This is a genomic window from Pseudomonas guariconensis, assembly GCF_015680235.1.
In the GTDB taxonomy this organism is placed as follows: Bacteria; Pseudomonadota; Gammaproteobacteria; order Pseudomonadales; family Pseudomonadaceae; genus Aquipseudomonas; species Aquipseudomonas guariconensis_A.
The window spans coordinates 55910-73122 of sequence record NZ_JADLJL010000003.1 but is presented as its reverse complement, the minus strand read 5'-3'; the positions used below and the strand labels follow the sequence as shown (position 1 = coordinate 73122).

The 17213-nt window shown below is 64.1% G+C and carries 21 protein-coding genes and 1 tRNA gene; 15 read left to right on the top strand and 7 right to left on the bottom strand.

What is annotated here, in order from left to right; all coding sequences use genetic code 11:
* Window positions 1–20: 20 nt before the first annotated feature.
* Together IRZ56_RS03650 and IRZ56_RS03645 are read left to right on the top strand one after the other, a co-directional pair.
* The gene (locus IRZ56_RS03650; RefSeq protein WP_196143676.1) at window positions 21–398 is read left to right on the top strand and encodes a YkgJ family cysteine cluster protein; all 378 of its coding nucleotides are present in this window, start codon (window positions 21–23) and stop codon (window positions 396–398) included.
* A gap of 97 nt (window positions 399–495) precedes the next feature.
* The gene (locus IRZ56_RS03645; RefSeq protein WP_196143675.1) at window positions 496–1035 is read left to right on the top strand and encodes a hypothetical protein; all 540 of its coding nucleotides are present in this window, start codon (window positions 496–498) and stop codon (window positions 1033–1035) included.
* 14 nt (window positions 1036–1049) lie between these two features.
* Here the strand turns inward: IRZ56_RS03645 and IRZ56_RS03640 are convergent, their stop codons facing one another.
* Window positions 1050–1529, bottom strand: coding sequence for a DMT family transporter (locus IRZ56_RS03640; protein WP_196143674.1), 480 nt, complete (start codon window positions 1527–1529; stop codon window positions 1050–1052).
* A gap of 90 nt (window positions 1530–1619) precedes the next feature.
* Here IRZ56_RS03640 and IRZ56_RS03635 point away from each other — a divergent pair, with 90 nt between their 5' ends.
* Both IRZ56_RS03635 and IRZ56_RS03630 read left to right on the top strand, forming a co-directional pair.
* The gene (locus IRZ56_RS03635; protein WP_196143673.1) at window positions 1620–2537 is read left to right on the top strand and encodes a LysR family transcriptional regulator; all 918 of its coding nucleotides are present in this window, start codon (window positions 1620–1622) and stop codon (window positions 2535–2537) included.
* Window positions 2538–2785: 248 nt separating this feature from the next.
* The gene (locus IRZ56_RS03630; protein ID WP_196143672.1) at window positions 2786–3172 is read left to right on the top strand and encodes a lysozyme inhibitor LprI family protein; all 387 of its coding nucleotides are present in this window, start codon (window positions 2786–2788) and stop codon (window positions 3170–3172) included.
* A 251-nt stretch (window positions 3173–3423) separates the two neighbouring features.
* Here IRZ56_RS03630 and mnmH read toward each other — a convergent pair whose 3' ends face one another.
* Window positions 3424–4533 carry a tRNA 2-selenouridine(34) synthase MnmH gene (gene mnmH, locus IRZ56_RS03625; protein ID WP_196143671.1) on the bottom strand — a complete coding sequence of 370 codons (1110 nt, stop codon included), beginning with the start codon at window positions 4531–4533 and terminating at the stop codon, window positions 3424–3426.
* The gene (gene selD, locus IRZ56_RS03620) at window positions 4533–5567 is read right to left on the bottom strand and encodes a selenide, water dikinase SelD (protein ID WP_196143670.1); all 1035 of its coding nucleotides are present in this window, start codon (window positions 5565–5567) and stop codon (window positions 4533–4535) included. Before selD ends, mnmH begins: the two co-directional genes overlap by 1 nt.
* A gap of 123 nt (window positions 5568–5690) precedes the next feature.
* Between selD and IRZ56_RS03615 the strand changes: the two genes are divergently transcribed.
* From IRZ56_RS03615 to IRZ56_RS03590, 6 genes are all read left to right on the top strand, one after another.
* Complete coding sequence (locus IRZ56_RS03615; RefSeq protein ID WP_196143669.1) at window positions 5691–6545, top strand: putative selenate ABC transporter substrate-binding protein; 855 nt, start codon at window positions 5691–5693, stop codon at window positions 6543–6545.
* Window positions 6542–7336 carry a phosphonate ABC transporter ATP-binding protein gene (locus IRZ56_RS03610; protein WP_196143668.1) on the top strand — a complete coding sequence of 265 codons (795 nt, stop codon included), beginning with the start codon at window positions 6542–6544 and terminating at the stop codon, window positions 7334–7336. The genes IRZ56_RS03615 and IRZ56_RS03610 overlap by 4 nt, the downstream gene beginning before the upstream one ends.
* Entirely contained in the window at window positions 7330–8157 is an 828-nt protein-coding gene (locus tag IRZ56_RS03605) for a PhnE/PtxC family ABC transporter permease (RefSeq protein ID WP_196143667.1), read from the top strand. The genes IRZ56_RS03610 and IRZ56_RS03605 overlap by 7 nt, the downstream gene beginning before the upstream one ends.
* Window positions 8154–8921: a phosphonate ABC transporter, permease protein PhnE gene (gene phnE / locus IRZ56_RS03600; protein ID WP_196143666.1), complete on the top strand. Its 768-nt coding sequence runs from the start codon at window positions 8154–8156 to the stop codon at window positions 8919–8921. Before IRZ56_RS03605 ends, phnE begins: the two co-directional genes overlap by 4 nt.
* A 265-nt stretch (window positions 8922–9186) precedes the next feature.
* Window positions 9187–9483, top strand: coding sequence for a type II toxin-antitoxin system RelE/ParE family toxin (locus IRZ56_RS03595; protein ID WP_328310797.1), 297 nt, complete (start codon window positions 9187–9189; stop codon window positions 9481–9483).
* A complete protein-coding gene (locus IRZ56_RS03590) occupies window positions 9480–9776 on the top strand; it encodes an addiction module antidote protein (RefSeq protein ID WP_196143665.1) in 297 nt (98 codons plus the stop codon). Before IRZ56_RS03595 ends, IRZ56_RS03590 begins: the two co-directional genes overlap by 4 nt.
* An 8-nt stretch (window positions 9777–9784) precedes the next feature.
* Here the strand turns inward: IRZ56_RS03590 and IRZ56_RS03585 are convergent, their stop codons facing one another.
* The 4 genes from IRZ56_RS03585 to IRZ56_RS03570 all read right to left on the bottom strand — a co-directional run bounded on the left by IRZ56_RS03585 (window position 9785) and on the right by IRZ56_RS03570 (window position 11705).
* Window positions 9785–10264 (bottom strand): GNAT family N-acetyltransferase, encoded by a 480-nt coding sequence (locus IRZ56_RS03585; protein ID WP_196143664.1) that lies wholly within the window; start codon window positions 10262–10264, stop codon window positions 9785–9787.
* Window positions 10265–10603: 339 nt separating this feature from the next.
* A complete protein-coding gene (locus IRZ56_RS03580; protein ID WP_196143663.1) occupies window positions 10604–10861 on the bottom strand; it encodes a DUF3077 domain-containing protein in 258 nt (85 codons plus the stop codon).
* A gap of 14 nt (window positions 10862–10875) precedes the next feature.
* A complete protein-coding gene (locus IRZ56_RS03575) occupies window positions 10876–11109 on the bottom strand; it encodes a hypothetical protein (protein ID WP_196143662.1) in 234 nt (77 codons plus the stop codon).
* Window positions 11110–11620: 511 nt separating this feature from the next.
* A tRNA-Leu gene (locus IRZ56_RS03570) sits at window positions 11621–11705 on the bottom strand.
* A 108-nt stretch (window positions 11706–11813) separates the two neighbouring features.
* Here IRZ56_RS03570 and queA point away from each other — a divergent pair.
* The 5 genes from queA (at window position 11814) to secF (ending at window position 17213) form a co-directional block, all read left to right on the top strand.
* A complete protein-coding gene (gene queA, locus IRZ56_RS03565) occupies window positions 11814–12863 on the top strand; it encodes a tRNA preQ1(34) S-adenosylmethionine ribosyltransferase-isomerase QueA (protein WP_196143661.1) in 1050 nt (349 codons plus the stop codon).
* A gap of 14 nt (window positions 12864–12877) precedes the next feature.
* Window positions 12878–13993: a tRNA guanosine(34) transglycosylase Tgt gene (gene tgt / locus IRZ56_RS03560; RefSeq protein ID WP_172403058.1), complete on the top strand. Its 1116-nt coding sequence runs from the start codon at window positions 12878–12880 to the stop codon at window positions 13991–13993.
* 39 nt (window positions 13994–14032) lie between these two features.
* Entirely contained in the window at window positions 14033–14368 is a 336-nt protein-coding gene (gene yajC, locus IRZ56_RS03555) for a preprotein translocase subunit YajC (RefSeq protein ID WP_010223473.1), read from the top strand.
* 63 nt (window positions 14369–14431) lie between these two features.
* Window positions 14432–16294: a protein translocase subunit SecD gene (gene secD, locus IRZ56_RS03550; protein WP_196143660.1), complete on the top strand. Its 1863-nt coding sequence runs from the start codon at window positions 14432–14434 to the stop codon at window positions 16292–16294.
* Between the two features lie 10 nt (window positions 16295–16304).
* Window positions 16305–17213: a protein translocase subunit SecF gene (secF, locus tag IRZ56_RS03545; protein WP_196143659.1), complete on the top strand. Its 909-nt coding sequence runs from the start codon at window positions 16305–16307 to the stop codon at window positions 17211–17213.

Below are 17213 nucleotides of genomic sequence, written 5' to 3'. Positions count from 1 at the left end.
AACTTTCCCTCCGTGCCATCATGTCCGAATACAACCCTTGCCTTGACTGCGGCGCCTGCTGCGGGTACTTCCGTGTGTCTTTCTTCTGGGGCGAATGCCAGTCCGCCGGTGGCCTTGTGCCCGATGACCTGGTGGTGCAGATCAACCCGACCCGCGTCGCGATGATCGGCACCGATGCCAAGCCATGCCGTTGCATCGCCCTGAACGGCGAGGTCGGCAAGCAGGTCGCTTGCACCATTTACGCAAACCGTTCCAGCCCTTGTCGGGAATTCGAGGCGTCCTGGGTCAATGGCGTGCACAACCCCAGCTGCGATGCCGCACGCGCGCATTACGGGCTGCTGCCGCTGGAAGCCAACGAGCCGCATTGGCCGGAGGATGACGGGGCCGAAGTCGCCTGAGGGCGAGCAGGGCAGGGCGCGGCGCTGGTTCTGCCTGTCACCTGAGGCCTGGGTGCGGTATGGTCATGGGCTTGTCGTTATCCGATGGAGCTCGCGGTTGCCTGCCTATTACCTCACCTTCAGCCTGGCGCTCTATCTGCTGGGGCTTTGTTTCGACGGTGCCTCGACCAGCGCCGGTCGGCATGTGCCCGCGCTGCAAATGCTGCTCTACGGGCCTTGGGGCGTACCTTTCGGGCTGTACCAATGGTTCGCCAACCCGTTGCTGGCGCTGGCGGTCCTGGCGCACCGGCGCTTTCGCCGCCTGGCACTGCTGTTGGGGCTGGGCGCCCTTTACCTGGCCGCCAGCAGCCTGAGTATCGAGCGCCTGCCGGACAACCAGAGCTATGCATTCCAGGATGTCACCGGCTTTGGCGCAGGCTTCTACTTGTGGCTGCTGGCGATCGTGTCGTTCTGTCTGGGCCAGGCCTGGTGGTGCTGGAAGGCCAGGCACGTCGACGACATGCCGGCCTGGCACTGGCTCGATGTCGGGCTGATCGCGGCCTTGGCCGTGGTGATGTATGCCGGCACCCAGATGCCCGCGCTGCATTTCGATGTGGACAAAGTGCTGATGCCGCCGGAGCAACCGCAGGCCTTGTAATGACGGCTGCCACCCTATGAGGCGCGGGACGTGCCCCATTGCACGACCAGCATGCCGATCACGATCATGCCCACCCCGGCCAGGCGAATCGCATTGACGGGCCGCTCCGGCAGCCCCATCAACCCCCACTGGTCGATCAGCAATGACGACAGCACCTGCCCGGCGATCACGCAGACGATGAACCCCGCCGCACCCAGGCGCGGTGTCAGCACCAGCGCGGCGGTGATGTAGAGCACGCCTGCCACGCCACCGAACCAGGCCCACCAGGGGGCCTGGGCAAGGTTTTGGAGCTGCGGCGCAGGCGCGCGCATTGCCAACAAGGCCGGTACCAGCATCAACAGGCTGACCATCAGCGATACCCCGGCCGCCCACAGCGGGTGGCCAAGCAGGCGTCCCAGCGCAGCGTTGCTGCCGGCCTGGAAGGGCACCGCCGCGCCGGCCAGCAGCGCAACGAGCAAGGGGAGGAGGGCGGACAGCGTGAGGGCATGTGGCATCGGGGGCTCCTTTGGAAAAACACTAGGCGCAGTGTTGTTTATCCATTTCAATGATGGAAATTCGAAGTTTGCACGGGCCTTATTCGTACAATGGATGATTTTCGCCGCATCGACCTCAATCTGCTTTTGACCCTGCATGCCTTGCTCAGCGAGCAGCATGTGTCCCGTGCTGCGGTGCGCCTGCACCGCAGCCAGCCTGCGGTCAGCCATGCGTTGGCGCAGTTGCGAGAAATCTTCTCCGACCCCCTGCTGGTGCGCAGGGGCGGTCGTCTGCACCTGAGCAGCCGGGCCCAGGCCTTGCGCGACCCGCTCGAGCAAGCCCTGGAGCAATTGCACGGCTTGTTGGGCAGCCCGCGCTTCGAGCCGAGCCGGGCGCGGCGAACCTTTCGCTTGGCCATGTCGGACTATGGCGCGCGGGTCGTGCTGCCCGGGCTGATGCGCCTGCTCAGGGCCGAGGCGCCGGAAATCGACCTTGTGGTGTCCCAGGGCAGTCGGGAGGCCATGCTTGGGCAGTTGATCGATGGCGAGGTGGACTTGGCCCTGGGGGTATTCCCTGAGCTGCCGTCCGAGGTCCAGGTACAGGTATTGTTCGAAGAGTCTTTCGTGTGCCTGGCCGACCGCCAGACATTGCCGCCCCGTGGTGGGCTGGCGCTGGATCGATGGCTGGCTCGCCCCCATGTATTGGTGGCCGTGCGGCCGGGCATCGACAACGAGATCGACCTGGCGCTCCAGGCACTGGGCGAGCGACGTCGCATTGCCTTGACCTTGCCGCACTGGGGCGTGGCCCAGGGGCTGATCATCGGCACCGACCTGGTGCTTACCGTGGCCCGTCGGAGCCTGGCGGGCACCCGCCTGGAGCCGGGCTTGCGCTGCTTCGAGCCACCGTTGGCCATTGCGCCCTTTGGTTTTACCCAGGCTTGGCATTCACGACGTGAGGGCGATGCCGGGCACCGATGGTTGCGCGAACGGATTCGCACCTTGTGCGAGGCGGACCAGGCGCAAGAGTAGGACGTGTCCGATTTTTCCAGGCTACGGCTGATCGAGTGGGCAGGAGTGCTAGTGTGGTGTTTCACAAATAACAACCATAAGTCGCGGCGCTTTTTGCGCTCATGCTGCGTTGTCGCTCCTCGCCGTAGCTGGGCTACGACTTGTCGCGACGCCTTGCTTGAGCACAAAAATAACTCGCGACTTATTGGTCGTATTTGCAAAACACCACACTAGGCTCTGACCCCGATGTCAACGCACAAGGAGCGTACATGACCCGATATTCTCTGGCCGCCATCGTCCTGGCCTGCTGTGCCACCCAGGCCCAAGCACAGGCGCCGTCATCGACCTACTCGCAGTGCATGGACAAGGCCATGAGCACCCTGGCCATGAGCAATTGCATCGTCACCGAGACCCAGGTACAGGATGAGCGCCTGAATCGTGCCTACAAGCAGTTGATGGCCAAGCTGGAGCCAAGCCAGCAGAAGGCGTTGCGTGAGGTGCAGCGCACCTGGATCAAGTTCCGTGACGACAACTGCGCGTTTCATGGGCAGGTAAGCGGGGGCACTCTCCGCCAGCTCGAAAGCGGCATGTGCCTGATGGATCTGACCCGCGAGCGGGCCGCGGAGCTGGAGCGGGTGCTGAGCCCGGGGCAATGACAAGCCAGGGCGGCGCCGTCGCGCCCCCTTGTGGAAGCCAACTGTCTTGAGTTGCTTGCCCCGGTCCTATCGCTGGCAAGCCAGCTCCCACAGGTACGGCGGTGTCTCTGAAAACAGCGCAGGCCGGGTGGGAGCGGGCTTGTCCCGCGATCAAGGGCGAAGCCCTTGCCAGGCGATGGTGATATCGGGCCCGGCCCAATCGGGGGACAAGCCGGATCGCCGCACCGCCGCTCCCACAGGTTCTGCGAGCGCTATCGAGGTTCGCGCTTGGCCCGGGCCTTCAGGTACTCCCGCACTTCCACGCCATCGCCGGCAAACTCGATACGGCTCGCCTTGGCCTCGCGCTGGTAGGCGTACATCGGGTCGTAGTACTCGTTGAGCAAGCCTTCGATCCAGCCCCGGTGCAGGCCCACGTCGCCGCTGCGCAGCTGCTCGTCCAGCGCCTGTTCCAGCAGCGCGGACAACCGCTGGAAGCGCTCGCCGCCAAGACGCTTGTGGATGTTGACCATGCTCTGGAGCATGCGCTGGGCAAACAGGGTCGGCCCCTGTTCTTCACCATGTACCGCGACGAACTCGGCACACAGGTTGATCACGTAGTCGCGCAGGATGCGTTCCACGCGGTTCTCGAAGCTGTCCTCGAGCCACACCAGTGGGTACTGCTGCATGCCCTGGTACAGCTCCAGGGGCACCGAGCAACTGCCGACGATGCGTCCTTCGTCTTCCAGCACGAATTGCTGCAGGCCGCGGGCGCGCTTCTTGAGGATATCGATGGCCAGCTGGTTCTCGAAATCGATCTGCGCTGGCTGCGCGGTGGCGCGCTTGCCAAAGCTGGAACCACGGTGATTGGCATGGCCTTCCAGGTCCAGCACGTTGTCTAGCTGGACCAGCACATCGGTCTTACCCGTGCCGGTAAGCCCGCCCACCAGCACGAAGTCGCACTGCTCGACCGCCTGCAAGGTTGTGCCCAGCAGGAAGTTACGCATGGCCTTGTAGCCACCTTTGACCTTCGGGTACTGGATGCCGGCTTCATCCTTCAGCCAGCCCTGCACGATCTGTGAGCGCAGGCCGCCGCGGAAGCAGTACAGATAGCCCTCGGGGTGGGCCTTGGCGAATGCCGCCCAGGCCTCCAGGCGCGCCTGTTTGGTCGCCCCGCTGACCAACTGGTGGCCCAGGGCGATGGCGGCGGCCTGGCCCTGTTGCTTGTAGCAGGTGCCGACCTTCTGCCGCTCCTGATCATTCATCAACGGCAGGTTCACGGCGCCGGGGAAGGCACCCTTGGCGAATTCGACCGGCGCGCGCATGTCCATCATCGGCACGTCGTTCAGGAACAGCTGGCGGTAATCGGTGCAGTCGTTGCGCATCAAAGCACCTCGACTGCGTGGGTCTGTCGCTCGACCAGCTCGCCGATCGGCGAGAGGGCAAGGTTCAGTTGCGCTGCCACGGCGAGGAACTCGGCCTCGCCTTCGGGGCTCACGGCCACCAGCAGGCCGCCGCTGGTCTGCGGGTCGCACAGCAGGTGCTTTTGCGCGTCGGTGAGGGCGCCGATCTTGTGGCCATAGCTGTCGAAGTTGCGCAGGGTGCCGCCAGGGATGCAGCCCTCGGCCAAGTAGTGCTCGACGCTGGGCAGGCGTGGCACGGCGTCGTAGCGCAGGTGCGCGGTCAGCCCGCTGCCTTCGGCCAGCTCCACCAGGTGGCCGAGCAGGCCGAAGCCGGTGACGTCGGTCATGGCCTTGACTCCATCGAGCTTGCCGAAGCGGCTGCCGGGAGTGTTGAGGGTGCACATCCAGTCGCGGGCCAGGCCCTGGTCCTGCTCGCGCAGCTTGGCCTTCTTCTCTGCGGTGGTGAGGATGCCAATGCCCAGAGGCTTGGTCAGGTATAGGCGGCAGCCCGCACTGGCAGTGTCGTTGCGCTTGAGATGACGCTTGCCGACCACGCCGGTGACGGCCAGGCCGAAGATCGGCTCGGGGGCATCGATGGAATGGCCGCCGGCCAGCGGAATGCCCGCCTCGGCGCATACGGCGCGGCCTCCACGGATCACTTCGCGGGCCACCTCGGGCGGTAGCACGTTGACCGGCCAGCCGAGAATGGCGATGGCCATCAGCGGGTCGCCGCCCATGGCATAGATGTCGCTGATCGCGTTGGTGGCGGCGATTCGGCCGAAGTCGTACGGGTCGTCGACGATGGGCATGAAGAAGTCGGTGGTCGAGACCACGCCGCGCTCATCGTCCAGCGCATAGACCGCCGCGTCGTCGCGCGAGGCGTTGCCGACCCAGAGTTTCGGGTCCAGGGCCTGGGTGCCGCTCTCGGCGAGGATCACATCCAGCACCTTGGGAGAAATCTTGCAACCACAGCCGGCGCCGTGGCTGTACTGGGTCAGACGAATCGGTTCGCTCATACGCACCTCGAATTTTCGTGATGCGCGATTGTAGCAAAGCTGGCCTTTGCGCCAGCGACTCTTATAATTCCCCTCCGTCGGCGCGTCGCCGGCCCTTTCCCCGCTATTGAACCGGAGAATCCCATGCTCAAACGTCCCCTGGCGGTCGCCGCCGGCCTCGTGCTGTCCTGCTGTGCCGTCATTGCCCAGGCTGCAGATACCCTGCGGGTGAGCGCCATCCCCGATGAGGCGCCGACCGAACTGCTGCGCAAGTTCAAGCCACTGGGGGAATACCTCTCCAAGCAATTGGGCATGGACGTGAAGTTCGTACCGGTGGCCGACTACCCGGCGGTGGTCGAGTCGTTGGCGTCCAACCGCCTGGACATGGCCTGGCTGGGCGGCTTCACCTTCGTCCAGGTGCACCTGAAGGACCCGACCGCCACGCCACTGGTGCAGCGTGAGCAGGACGCCCAGTTCACCTCCAAGTTCATCACTGCCAACCCGGATGTGAAGAGCCTGGCCGATCTCAAGGGCAAGTCGTTTGCCTTCGGCTCGATCTCGTCCACCTCCGGCAGCCTGATGCCACGCTACTTCATGCTCAAGCAGGACAACATCAAGCCTGAAGGCTACTTCAGCCGTGTAGCCTACTCCGGTGCCCACGACGCCACCGTCGCCTGGGTCCAGGCCGGCAAGGTCGACGGCGGCGTGCTCAACGCCAGCGTCTGGCAGAAGCTGGTCGATGCTGGCAAGGTCGACACCAACAAGGTCAAGGTCTTCGCCACCACCCCGACCTACTTCGACTACAACTGGACCGTGCGCGGCAACATGGACCCGGCCTTGAAGGAAAAGATCAAGGCGGCCTTCCTCGCGCTGGACCCGGCCAACCCGGAGCACAAGGCGATCCTTGACCTGCAGGCCGCCAGCCGCTTCATCGAAACCAAGCCGGAGAACTACGTAGGCACCGAGCAAGCGGCACGCGAGGCCGGTCTGCTCAAGTGACTATCCATCTGCACGGTGTGGGCCTGCGCCATGGCCAGGTCCGCGCACTCGATGCGGTGAGCCTGCGTATCGACAAGGGCGAGCGGGTTGCGATCATCGGCCCCTCGGGGGCCGGCAAGTCCAGCCTGCTGCACGTGATGGCGACCGCCATCGAGCCCAGTGTCGGGCGCCTGGAGCTGCTCGGCGAACAGCCCTGGGCGCTGTCGGCCGGGGCCCGGCAACGCCTGCGCGCGCGCGTGGGGCTGGTGCACCAGGCACCGCCCTTGCCGCCACGCCAGCGTGTGGTCACTGCGGTGCTGGCCGGGCGGCTGGGGCAGTGGGGCACGTTGCGCGGCCTGCTCAACCTGGTCTACCCGACCGATGTGCCCGGTGCGCAACAGGCCCTGGCTGAACTGGGCCTGGCGGACAAACTGTTCGTCCAGTGCGGCCAGCTCTCCGGCGGCCAGCTGCAGCGCGTCGGCATCGCCCGCGCGCTGTATCAGCGGCCTGACGTCTTGCTGGCCGACGAACCTGTGTCGGCCATGGACCCGGTACTCGCCGAACACAGCCTGGCACTGCTCAACCGCCATGCCCAGGCCAACGGCGTAACGCTGGTGGCCAGCCTGCATGCGGTGGAGCTGGCGCTGGCGCATTTCCCTCGGGTGGTGGGTATCCGCGACGGCCAGGTGGCATTCGACTGCCCGGCCCAGGCGGTCACCGAAAGCCTGCTCGACGCGCTTTATGCCAACGAGCAGTTGAGCTCGCCGCCGTCGCCGGGCCCGACCTTGACGGTACAGATACCACGATGCTGAAGGCCGACGCCCGCGACCCGGCGGCTTGGCCCCGGTTGTTGCTGACCCTGCTCGCCCTGGCCGTGTTATGGCCAGGCTTGCACCTGAGCGAGCTGAACCCAGGCGTGCTGCTGCAGGCCGAAAACCGTCAACAGATGGCCAGTTTCGCCAGTGGGTTCTGGCCACCGGCCCATGATGCCGACTTCCTCTCGCTGTTGTTCGAGGCCACCTTGCAGACCCTGGCCGTGGCCACCGCCGGCATGGCCCTGGCCTGGCTGCTGGCGGTGCCGACCAGCCTGCTGGCCAGCCGCGCGCTGTCGCTGCGCGCGGCCTCCCGGGGTGGGCGCCCTGGGTTGGGGTCACGGCTGCTGCGCCTGCCGGTGCGCGGGCTGCTGGTGTTCCTGCGCAGCGTGCCGGAAATCGTCTGGGCGTTGCTGTTCGTTCGTGCCGTGGGCCTGGGGCCGACCGCTGGGGTGCTGGCCATCGCCATCACCTATGCCGGCATGCTGGGCAAGGTTTATGCGGAGATCTTCGAATCGGTGGACCAGCGCCCGGCACATGCCTTATTGCAGGCGGGTAGTGGTCGGCTTACGGCGTTCTTCTACGGCATCCTGCCGGGGGCGGCGGCGGAGGTGGTCTCCTATACCGTCTACCGCTGGGAATGTGCCGTGCGCGCCTCGGTGGTGATGGGCTTCGTCGGTGCCGGCGGGCTGGGGCAGCAGATCGACCTGTCGATGCGCATGTTCGCCGGGGCCGAGGTGGCGAGCATGCTGTTGGCGTTCCTGGTGCTGGTGATGCTGGCCGACCTGCTCAGCCGCGTGCTGCGGGGGAGGCTGGCATGAACCGGGTGATCAACCTGTTGGTGGTCGTCGCGATTTTCGCCGCCGTGGTGGCGTCGTTCGGCTACCTCGAGTTGGACATGGCGTCGGTGGTGGGCAATGGCGGGCTGGCGCAGATGGGCGAATATGCCCACCACTTCCTGAGCCCGGACCTGTCCGCCGAGCACCTGCGGGCTGTAGGCAAGGGCGCACTGGAGACCCTGGCCATGTCCGGGCTCGGGACCCTGCTGGCGATGGTGCTCGGCCTGCTGCTGGCACTGCCGGCCGCGGGCCGCTTCGGCTGGCCATTGCAGGGCGCTGCGCGGTTGCTGCTCAATGCCCTGCGTGCAATCCCTGAGCTGGTCTGGGCCGCCCTGACCGTGCTTGCCGCAGGCCTGGGGCCCAATGCCGGCACCCTGGCCCTGGCCCTGCATACCGCTGGTGTGTTGGGCCGCCTGTTCGCCGAGGCCCTGGAGAACGCCCCCACCGAGCCTGCCGCCGCCATCCGCCTGCAAGGTGGCAGCCAGGCCGCGGCGTTCTGCTTTGGAACGTTGCCCAACCTTTGGCCGCAACTGCTTGCCTACAGCCTCTACCGCTGGGAGAACAACATCCGCATGGCCAGCGTGCTTGGCTTCGTGGGTGCGGGTGGGTTGGGGCAGATGCTCTACACCACGCTGAGCCTGTTCCAGGAAGCCCAGGCCAGCACCGTGATCATCGGCATGCTGGTGCTGGTGTTGCTGGTGGATGCCTTCAGCGACATGCTGCGCCAGCGGTACGTGCGCGCCTGATCATCCCAGGGGCCGCCTTGCGGCCCTTTCGCGGCACAAGGCCGCTCCTACAGGTACGATGCCGCTCTCGAAGCGCCTGTGTGGGAGCGGGCTTGCCCCGCGATCGAGCGCGTAGCGCTCGCTATCTGTTGTCTCTCGAACTGCGACGATAAAGCTGACCCAATCGTGGGACCGCACTGGCTATCTCATCGCTGAAGCGCTTGCCAGAGTGAACCGCTTCCAAATCTTGTTGCTTTGTATCCATTAGGATACGATGGAGGCCGTGGTGATCTATGACGTCGAGCAGACGAAGCGCTTTGCTCTATGGTTGGCTGGATTAAGGAACTTGAGGGCGAAGGTGGCTATAGGTCGCCGAATAGAAAGGGTAGCAATGGGAAATCTGGGTGACGTGAAGTCGCTCGGAGGCGGCCTCAGCGAGTTGCGTATCGATGTTGCTGCTGGCTATCGAATCTATTTCACCTGCAAGGCGGGTCGGCTGATCCTCCTGCTGGCAGGTGGGGATAAGTCCTCTCAGGCCTCCGATATCCTCCAAGCCAGGCAGCTCGCGAAGGAGATGAAATGACAGAGAAACTGATCCCTTTTGATATGGCTACATTGCTGGACAGCGATGAGGCAATCAGTGAGTACCTGAGCCAGGTGCTGGCCGATGGTGAAAGTGATGAAATCATCCGTGCTCTCGGACATATCGCCAGGGCGCGGGGAATGTCCGAAATTGCAGCAAACAGCGGCCTGGGGCGTGAGAGCCTTTACAAGGCGCTTACGCCAGGTGCCAAGCCTCGCTTCGATACCATTCTGAGGGTCGTTCGTGCATTGGGAATCGACCTTTTTGCACAGCCTCATTCCGTATCACGCTGACGACCTGCTCATGTGAATCTTTGACTCATCTGCACCAGCGCGACCCGGCTGCCATCCGGTGCCTGCCGTTCCTCGATGCCGAACGGCACGAACCCCAACTGTGGATAAAGCAGCAGCCCCGCCGTGTTGTGGTTGAAGCACGACACCCACACCTCCCGCGCGGCGAACTGTTCGCGGGCCAAGTCGATCATGCATTGCACCAGGTAGCGTGCTACGCCACGGCCACGCGCGGCGGGAGCGACCACCACATTGCCCAATGCACATACGCCACCGTGCTCGGCCTTGTAGAAATTGGCAAAGCCCAGCACCACGCCATCACCTTCGATCACCGTCGAGCCGCTGCGCTGGGCAATGGCATCGCTCAGTTGGTCCGGCGTGAGCGGGTAGGTGGCCTTGGGGAACATGTAGAACAGTTCGTCCGCACCTTGCGGGAAGCAACAGATGGCGGCGATATCGTCGTGGCGCACGGGGCGGTGTGTCAGCTTCATGGGGTATGCCTTGGATAAGTGGGGCTTACTTCTAGGATACATCGTTGAACTTGAGGGCCTGTGTACCGTTATCTCGTGTTGAGAAGATCAGCTTGATCGAAGGCCAATGCTCGACCTTTGCACTGCTCCTATGGAGATCACCCAGCCCTGTCATGCAGAGAACAAGCGGCTAGCGCTGATCCGCTGTGTGCGGCGGTGCGGCGGTCCGACTTGTCCCGCGATCAAGGGCGAAGCCCGTGTCAGGCGATGGAGACATCGGGCTCGGCTAATCGCGGGACAAGCCCGCTCCCACAGGGTTTCGTGCATCGTTCTATGAGGGCGGGCTTATCCGGCGGTGGGCTATGGCTGTGTACGCTGCCGCCCAATTTCCACGTCGTCCATGATCGCCTTGGCCATGTCGCTGAGCAGATGTGCCGCCCAGCCGAGGTCTGCCTCGCCATCGGTTGCCGCCAGCAGCGTCATCCGCCGAACGCATTGAAGCATCGCTGAGGCTTGGTCCAACGCGAGGATCGCGTCCTGTCCCGGTTCCACCCGAAACAAGGGCGCATCACCTGTGCCATAGCCAAAACAGGTGACGCCTACCGTCTTGCTCGTCATCGTAATCCTCCTTGTCAGTAGCGTACCTGAACCTTGCTCAGCGCCATTTTCACCATGCCGCGGGCCGCCTCGATCTCATGCATCGTGGCCAGGGTCAGCGCCTGGGCGGATGAGGCTTGATGGGTGAGGGTGTTCTGTTGGGCGATGGAGAGGGCGCAAACCAGGTATTCGGAGGTTTGCATCAGGATGTCTTCGAGGGAATGGGCGAGTTCGGTGGGGTAGGGTGGGTCGGGGACGATCTTTAGCATGGTGAAGCTCCTGTCGTGATGGAGCTGCCACCGAACGCGGCTAAACGAATGGGTGGCAGCTGTAACGCGGGTTAGCCGACCGGGACGTCAGGCACCCGGCGCACCCGAAGGTGCCCCGCGCACAGCTGCCATAAAGCACCAATGTCGATTGGCTCGGCATTGAATTAGCGGCGGTGTCCGACGAAAGAACGGGCGGCTAAACCCGGTCGTTGATTGGCAACGACAGGCCGAGACTAGAGCCCGATCCAGAGCACCGCAATGGCTTGAAAGGGGGAGCGAGTATGTTTGGGAAACAGCCTACAGGGAATGGGGAAAATCCGAAAACTCAGGTTCTTTCACGGGATGTGGAGCGCGTCGCTGCTTGTCGGGAGATAGGGGGGGGCTGGCAGGTGCCTGTCTTGGTTTCGAGGTGGGGCGTAGATCGCGCGCATCACCTCAAACCCCAAGTCATGCCCCCAAAAAAATCCCAGGCACAAAAAAACCGACCATAAGGTCGGTTTCTTTCGGATCTTGGTGCCCCGAGGGAGACTCGAACTCCCACTCCTTTCGAAAACGGATTTTGAATCCGCCGCGTCTACCAATTCCGCCATCAGGGCTTGTGGGGGCGCAGTATAGAGAGCCTCTGAGGGACGGTCAATCGGGTTTCATGGTCAATTTTCGCTCTTTGGGCTAAACTTTCCGGCCCTGTCGAACCGAACACCATCATGCGCGTCGCCGATTTTTCCTTCGAACTCCCCGATTCCCTGATCGCCCGCCACCCCCTGGCCGAGCGCCATGGCAGCCGTCTGCTGGTCCTCGATGGACCGAGCGGGGAGCTGGCGCACCGTCAATTCACCGACTTGCTCGACTACCTGCGCCCCGGCGATCTGATGGTATTCAACAATACCCGGGTGATTCCGGCGCGGCTGTTTGGCCAGAAAGCCTCCGGCGGCAAGCTGGAGGTGCTGGTCGAGCGCGTGCTCGACAACTACCGGGTACTGGCCCATGTCCGCGCCAGCAAGGCGCCCAAGCCAGGCACGCAGATCCTCATCGACGGCGGTGGCGAGGCCGAGATGGTGGCGCGCCACGAGACGCTGTTCGAGCTGCGCTTTGGCGAAGAGGTGCTGGCGCTGCTCGAGCGCGTCGGCCACATGCCGCTGCCGCCCTATATCGACCGCCCCGACGAAGGCGCCGACCGTGAGCGCTACCAGACCGTCTATGCCGAGCGCGCCGGCGCCGTGGCCGCGCCGACCGCGGGTCTGCATTTTGACGAGGCGCTGCTGGAAAAGATCGCCGCCAAGGGCGTGGAGCGAGCCTTCGTCACCTTGCACGTGGGCGCCGGTACCTTCCAGCCGGTGCGGGTCGACAAGATCGAAGACCACCACATGCATAAAGAGTGGCTCGAGGTCAGCCAGGACGTGGTCGACGCCGTCCAGGCCTGCCGCGCCCGTGGTGGGCGGGTGATCGCGGTGGGGACCACCAGCGTGCGGTCGCTGGAAAGTGCCGCCCGTGATGGCCAGCTGAAGGCCTTTAGCGGCGACACCGACATCTTCATCTACCCGGGTCGGCCGTTCCATGTGGTCGATGCCCTGGTCACCAACTTCCACCTGCCGGAGTCCACGCTGCTGATGCTGGTCTCGGCCTTCGCCGGCTACCCCGAGACCATGGCTGCCTACGCGGCGGCGGTCGAGCAGGGGTACCGCTTCTTCAGTTACGGTGATGCCATGTTCATCACCCGCAATCCGGCGCCCCGCGGCCCCGAGGATCAAGCATGAGTCGCACCTGTCGAATGTCGTTCGAACTGCTGGCTACCGACGGCAAGGCCCGTCGCGGCCGCCTGACCTTCCCCCGTGGCACGGTGGAAACCCCGGCGTTCATGCCGGTGGGCACCTATGGCACGGTCAAGGGCATGCTGCCACGCGACATCGAGGCCATCGGCGCCGAGATCATCCTGGGCAACACCTTCCACCTGTGGCTGCGCCCGGGCACCGAGGTGATCAAGAAGCACGGCAGCCTGCACGACTTCATGCAGTGGAAGGGCCCGATCCTCACCGACTCCGGTGGCTTCCAGGTGTTCAGCCTGGGCGCCATGCGCAAGATCAAGGAAGAGGGCGTGACCTTCGCCTCGCCGGTCGACGGCTCCAAGGTATTCATGGGCCCGGAAGAGTCCATGCAGGTCCAGCGCGACCTGGGCTCGGACATCGTGATGATCTTCGACGAGTGTACGCCGTACCCGGCCGAGCACGACGTGGCGCGCGCCTCCATGGAACTGTCGCTGCGCTGGGCCCAGCGTTCGAAGAACGCCCACGCCGACAACACCGCGGCGCTGTTCGGTATCGTCCAGGGTGGCATGTACCAGGACCTGCGCATGCGCTCGCTGGAAGCTCTGGAGAACATCGGCTTCGACGGCCTGGCCATCGGCGGCCTGTCGGTGGGCGAGCCCAAGCACGAAATGATCAAGGTGCTGGATTACCTGCCCGGTCAGATGCCGGCTGACAAACCTCGTTACCTTATGGGGGTAGGCAAACCCGAGGATCTTGTAGAGGGTGTGCGCCGCGGCGTCGACATGTTCGACTGCGTGATGCCGACGCGCAACGCGCGCAACGGCCATCTGTTCGTCGATACCGGGGTGATCAAGATCCGCAACGCGTTCCATCGCCATGATGATTCGCCGCTGGATCCGACCTGTGACTGCTATACCTGCACCAACTTCTCCCGCGCCTATCTCCATCACTTGGATAAATGTGGCGAAATGTTGAGCAGCATGCTGAATACCATCCACAACTTGCGCCATTACCAGCGCTTGATGGCCGGTTTACGCGAGGCTATTCAACAAGGTAAATTGGCCGCCTTTGTCGACGCCTTCTACGCCAAGCGCGGGCTGCCCGTGCCGCCCTTGGACTGACTGTTTGCACTTATAAACTTATAGCAACTGGAGTGCCCAATGAGCTTTCTGATTCCCGCCGCCTACGCGGACGCTGCTGCCCCTGCCGCCGGCCCAGCCGGTACCGGCTTCGAATGGATCTTCCTGGTCGGTTTCCTGGTCATCTTCTACCTGATGATCTGGCGCCCGCAGGCCAAGCGTGCCAAGGAGCAGAAGAACCTGCTGAGCAACTTGCAAAAAGGTGATGAAGTTGTCACCAACGGCGGCATCGCCGGCAAGATCGTCAAAGTGGCCGACGACTTCGTGGTCCTGGAAGTGTCCGACAACGTCGAGCTGAAGTTCCAGAAGGGCGCCGTGGCCGCGACCCTGCCAAAAGGTACGCTCAAGGCTATCTGAGTTACCGGTTTTCTTTTCCAGTCGGGGCGCGCAACGCGCCCCGCGTCTTGAACGGGCGGCGTGATGCTGAACAAATACCCTCTGTGGAAATACCTGCTGATCCTGGCTGTGCTGGCGATCGGCTTTATTTATTCCGCTCCCAACCTCTACCCGGATGACCCGGCGGTGCAGATCAGCGGTGCGAGCTCCGCGCTGCATGTGGGTCAGGCCGACCTGGACCGCGCCACCAAGGCGCTGACCGATGCCGGTATTGCCGTCAAGGGCGGCAGCCTGGGCGAGAAGGGCAGTGCGCTGGTGCGCCTGACCAACCAGGAAGACCAGCTCCCGGCCAAGGATGTGGTGCGCAAGGCATTGGGCGATGATTACGTCGTGGCCCTGAACCTGGCCCAGACCACCCCGCAATGGCTGCGCAACCTGGGCGCGAGCCCGATGAAGCTGGGCCTGGACCTGTCCGGTGGTGTGCACTTCCTGCTGGAAGTGGACATGGACAAGGCCATGAGCGCCCGCATGAAAGTCTACGAAGGCGAGGTCAAGACCTTGCTGCGCAAAGAGCGCGTCCGCTACCGCAGCCTGCCTCAGCAGGACGGCGGCATCATGCTGGGCTTCGCCGACGATGCCACCCGCGAGCAGGCCCGCAGCCTGATCCGCAAGAATTTCAATGATTTCGACCTGACCACCACCGAGCGTAACGAGCTCGCCGTGCTGCGTCTGGCGCTGACCCCGGCAAAAGTGACCGAGATCCGCGAATACTCGATCAAGCAGAACCTGACCACCGTGCGCAACCGGGTCAACGAGCTGGGCGTGGCCGAGCCGCTGGTCCAGCGCCAGGGCGCCAACCGTATCGTGGTCGAGTTGCCGGGCGTGCAGGACACCGCCGAAGCCAAGCGTATCCTGGGCAAGACCGCCAACCTGGAGTTCCGCTTTGGTGCCGAGCCGGGCGCCTCCAAGGCCACCACCGAGGTCTTCGAGTTCCGCGAAGGCGGCCGTTCCGCCGCGGTCGAGCGTGGCCTGATCATCACCGGTGACCAGGTGACCGACGCCCAGGCCAGCTTCGACGAGCATGGCCGCCCGCAGGTCAACATTCGCCTCGACGGCCACGGTGGCGAGCTGATGAGCCGCGCCACCCGCAGCAACGTCGGCCGCAGCATGGCAGTGATCTTCATCGAGCAGAAGCCGATGACCCGCTACGAGAAGCAGGTGGTCGACGGCGTCGAGAAAGACGTGGCGATCCAGACCTTCAAGGAAGAGAAGAAGATCATCAGCCTGGCGACCATCCAGTCGCCGCTGGGCAGCCAGTTCCGCATCACCGGCCTGAACGGCCAGGGCGAATCGTCCGAGCTTGCCCTGCTGCTGCGTGCCGGTGGCCTGGCCGCGCCGATGTACTTCGCAGAAGAACGTACCATCGGCCCGAGCCTGGGTGCCGACAACATCACCAAGGGTATCGACGCGTCCCTGTGGGGCATGCTGTTCGTCTCGCTGTTCATCATCGCCATCTACCGCGCCTTCGGCGTGCTGGCCACCATCGCCCTGGCGGGCAACATGGTCCTGCTGCTGGCGCTGATGTCGCTGCTGGGCGCCACCCTGACCCTGCCGGGTATCGCCGGTATCGTGTTGACCATGGGTATGGCGGTGGACGCCAACGTGCTGATCTTCTCGCGTATCCGTGAAGAGATCGCCGCCGGTATGTCGGTGCAGCGTGCCATCCACGAGGGCTTCAACCGCGCCTACTCGGCGATCGTCGATGCCAACCTGACCACTTTGCTGGTCGGCGGCATCCTGTTCGCCATGGGTACCGGCCCGGTCAAGGGCTTCGCGGTCACCATGTCCCTCGGGATTTTCACCTCGATGTTCACCGCCGTCATGGTGACCCGTGCACTGGTCAACCTGACCTGCGGCGGGCGTGACATCAAGAAGCTGTGGGTTTGAGGGAGCTGCGATGAAAACCATCAACTTCATGGGCGTGCGCAATGTCGCGTTCGCCATTACCGTGCTCCTCACCGTCCTGGCGCTGTTCAGCTGGTGGCACAAGGGCCTGAACTTCGGCCTGGACTTCACCGGCGGTACGCTCATCGAGCTGACCTACGAGCGCCCGGCCGACCTCAAGGCCGTGCGTGCCGAGCTGGTCCAGTCCGGCTTCGACGAGGCCGTGGTGCAGAGCTTCGGCGCCACCACCGACCTGCTGGTGCGCATGCCCGGCGACGACCCACAGCTGGGCAACCGCGTTGCCGCGGCCCTGCAGAAGGCCGGTGGCGACAACCCGGCCACGGTCAAGCGCGTCGAGTTCGTCGGCCCGCAGGTGGGTGAGGAGCTGCGCGACCAAGGTGGCTTGGGCATGCTGCTGGCCCTGGGCGGCATTCTGGTCTACCTGGCCTTCCGCTTCCAGTGGAAGTTCGCGGTCGGTGCCATCATCTCGCTGATCCACGACGTGGTGGTCACCCTGGGTATCCTGTCGTTCTTCCAGATCACCTTCGACCTGACGGTGCTGGCGGCGGTCCTGGCGATCATCGGCTATTCGCTCAACGACACCATCGTGGTGTTCGACCGGGTGCGTGAGAACTTCCGCGTGATGCGCAAGGCGTCGCTGATCGAGAACATCAACGTCTCGACCACCCAGACCTTGCTGCGTACCGTGGCCACCTCGGTGTCGACCTTGCTGGCCATCGCTGCGCTGCTGTTCTTCGGCGGCGACAACCTGTTCGGCTTCTCCCTGGCGCTGTTCATTGGCGTCATGGCCGGTACCTACTCGTCGATCTACATCGCTAACGTGGTGCTGATCTGGCTGAACCTGAGCAGCGAAGACCTGATCCCGCCGGTCAAGGCCGAGGGTGAGGACGACCGTCCGTAA

What these genes read in the sequence shown, in the direction of transcription:
- IRZ56_RS03635 (WP_196143673.1), top strand. Translation starts at nt 1,620, where the DNA reads ATGGATGATTTTCGCCGCATCGACCTCAATCTGCTTTTGACCCTGCAT.
- phnE (WP_196143666.1), top strand. Translation starts at nt 8,154, where the DNA reads ATGAACCGGGTGATCAACCTGTTGGTGGTCGTCGCGATTTTCGCCGCC.
- tgt (WP_172403058.1), top strand. Translation starts at nt 12,878, where the DNA reads ATGTCGTTCGAACTGCTGGCTACCGACGGCAAGGCCCGTCGCGGCCGC.
- IRZ56_RS03650 (WP_196143676.1), top strand. Translation starts at nt 21, where the DNA reads ATGTCCGAATACAACCCTTGCCTTGACTGCGGCGCCTGCTGCGGGTAC.
- secD (WP_196143660.1), top strand. Translation starts at nt 14,432, where the DNA reads ATGCTGAACAAATACCCTCTGTGGAAATACCTGCTGATCCTGGCTGTG.
- IRZ56_RS03580 (WP_196143663.1), bottom strand. Translation starts at nt 10,861, where the DNA reads ATGACGAGCAAGACGGTAGGCGTCACCTGTTTTGGCTATGGCACAGGT.
- IRZ56_RS03605 (WP_196143667.1), top strand. Translation starts at nt 7,330, where the DNA reads ATGCTGAAGGCCGACGCCCGCGACCCGGCGGCTTGGCCCCGGTTGTTG.
- secF (WP_196143659.1), top strand. Translation starts at nt 16,305, where the DNA reads ATGAAAACCATCAACTTCATGGGCGTGCGCAATGTCGCGTTCGCCATT.
- queA (WP_196143661.1), top strand. Translation starts at nt 11,814, where the DNA reads ATGCGCGTCGCCGATTTTTCCTTCGAACTCCCCGATTCCCTGATCGCC.
- mnmH (WP_196143671.1), bottom strand. Translation starts at nt 4,533, where the DNA reads ATGCGCAACGACTGCACCGATTACCGCCAGCTGTTCCTGAACGACGTG.
- IRZ56_RS03585 (WP_196143664.1), bottom strand. Translation starts at nt 10,264, where the DNA reads ATGAAGCTGACACACCGCCCCGTGCGCCACGACGATATCGCCGCCATC.
- selD (WP_196143670.1), bottom strand. Translation starts at nt 5,567, where the DNA reads ATGAGCGAACCGATTCGTCTGACCCAGTACAGCCACGGCGCCGGCTGT.
- IRZ56_RS03640 (WP_196143674.1), bottom strand. Translation starts at nt 1,529, where the DNA reads ATGCCACATGCCCTCACGCTGTCCGCCCTCCTCCCCTTGCTCGTTGCG.
- IRZ56_RS03630 (WP_196143672.1), top strand. Translation starts at nt 2,786, where the DNA reads ATGACCCGATATTCTCTGGCCGCCATCGTCCTGGCCTGCTGTGCCACC.
- IRZ56_RS03575 (WP_196143662.1), bottom strand. Translation starts at nt 11,109, where the DNA reads ATGCTAAAGATCGTCCCCGACCCACCCTACCCCACCGAACTCGCCCAT.
- IRZ56_RS03615 (WP_196143669.1), top strand. Translation starts at nt 5,691, where the DNA reads ATGCTCAAACGTCCCCTGGCGGTCGCCGCCGGCCTCGTGCTGTCCTGC.
- yajC (WP_010223473.1), top strand. Translation starts at nt 14,033, where the DNA reads ATGAGCTTTCTGATTCCCGCCGCCTACGCGGACGCTGCTGCCCCTGCC.
- IRZ56_RS03590 (WP_196143665.1), top strand. Translation starts at nt 9,480, where the DNA reads ATGACAGAGAAACTGATCCCTTTTGATATGGCTACATTGCTGGACAGC.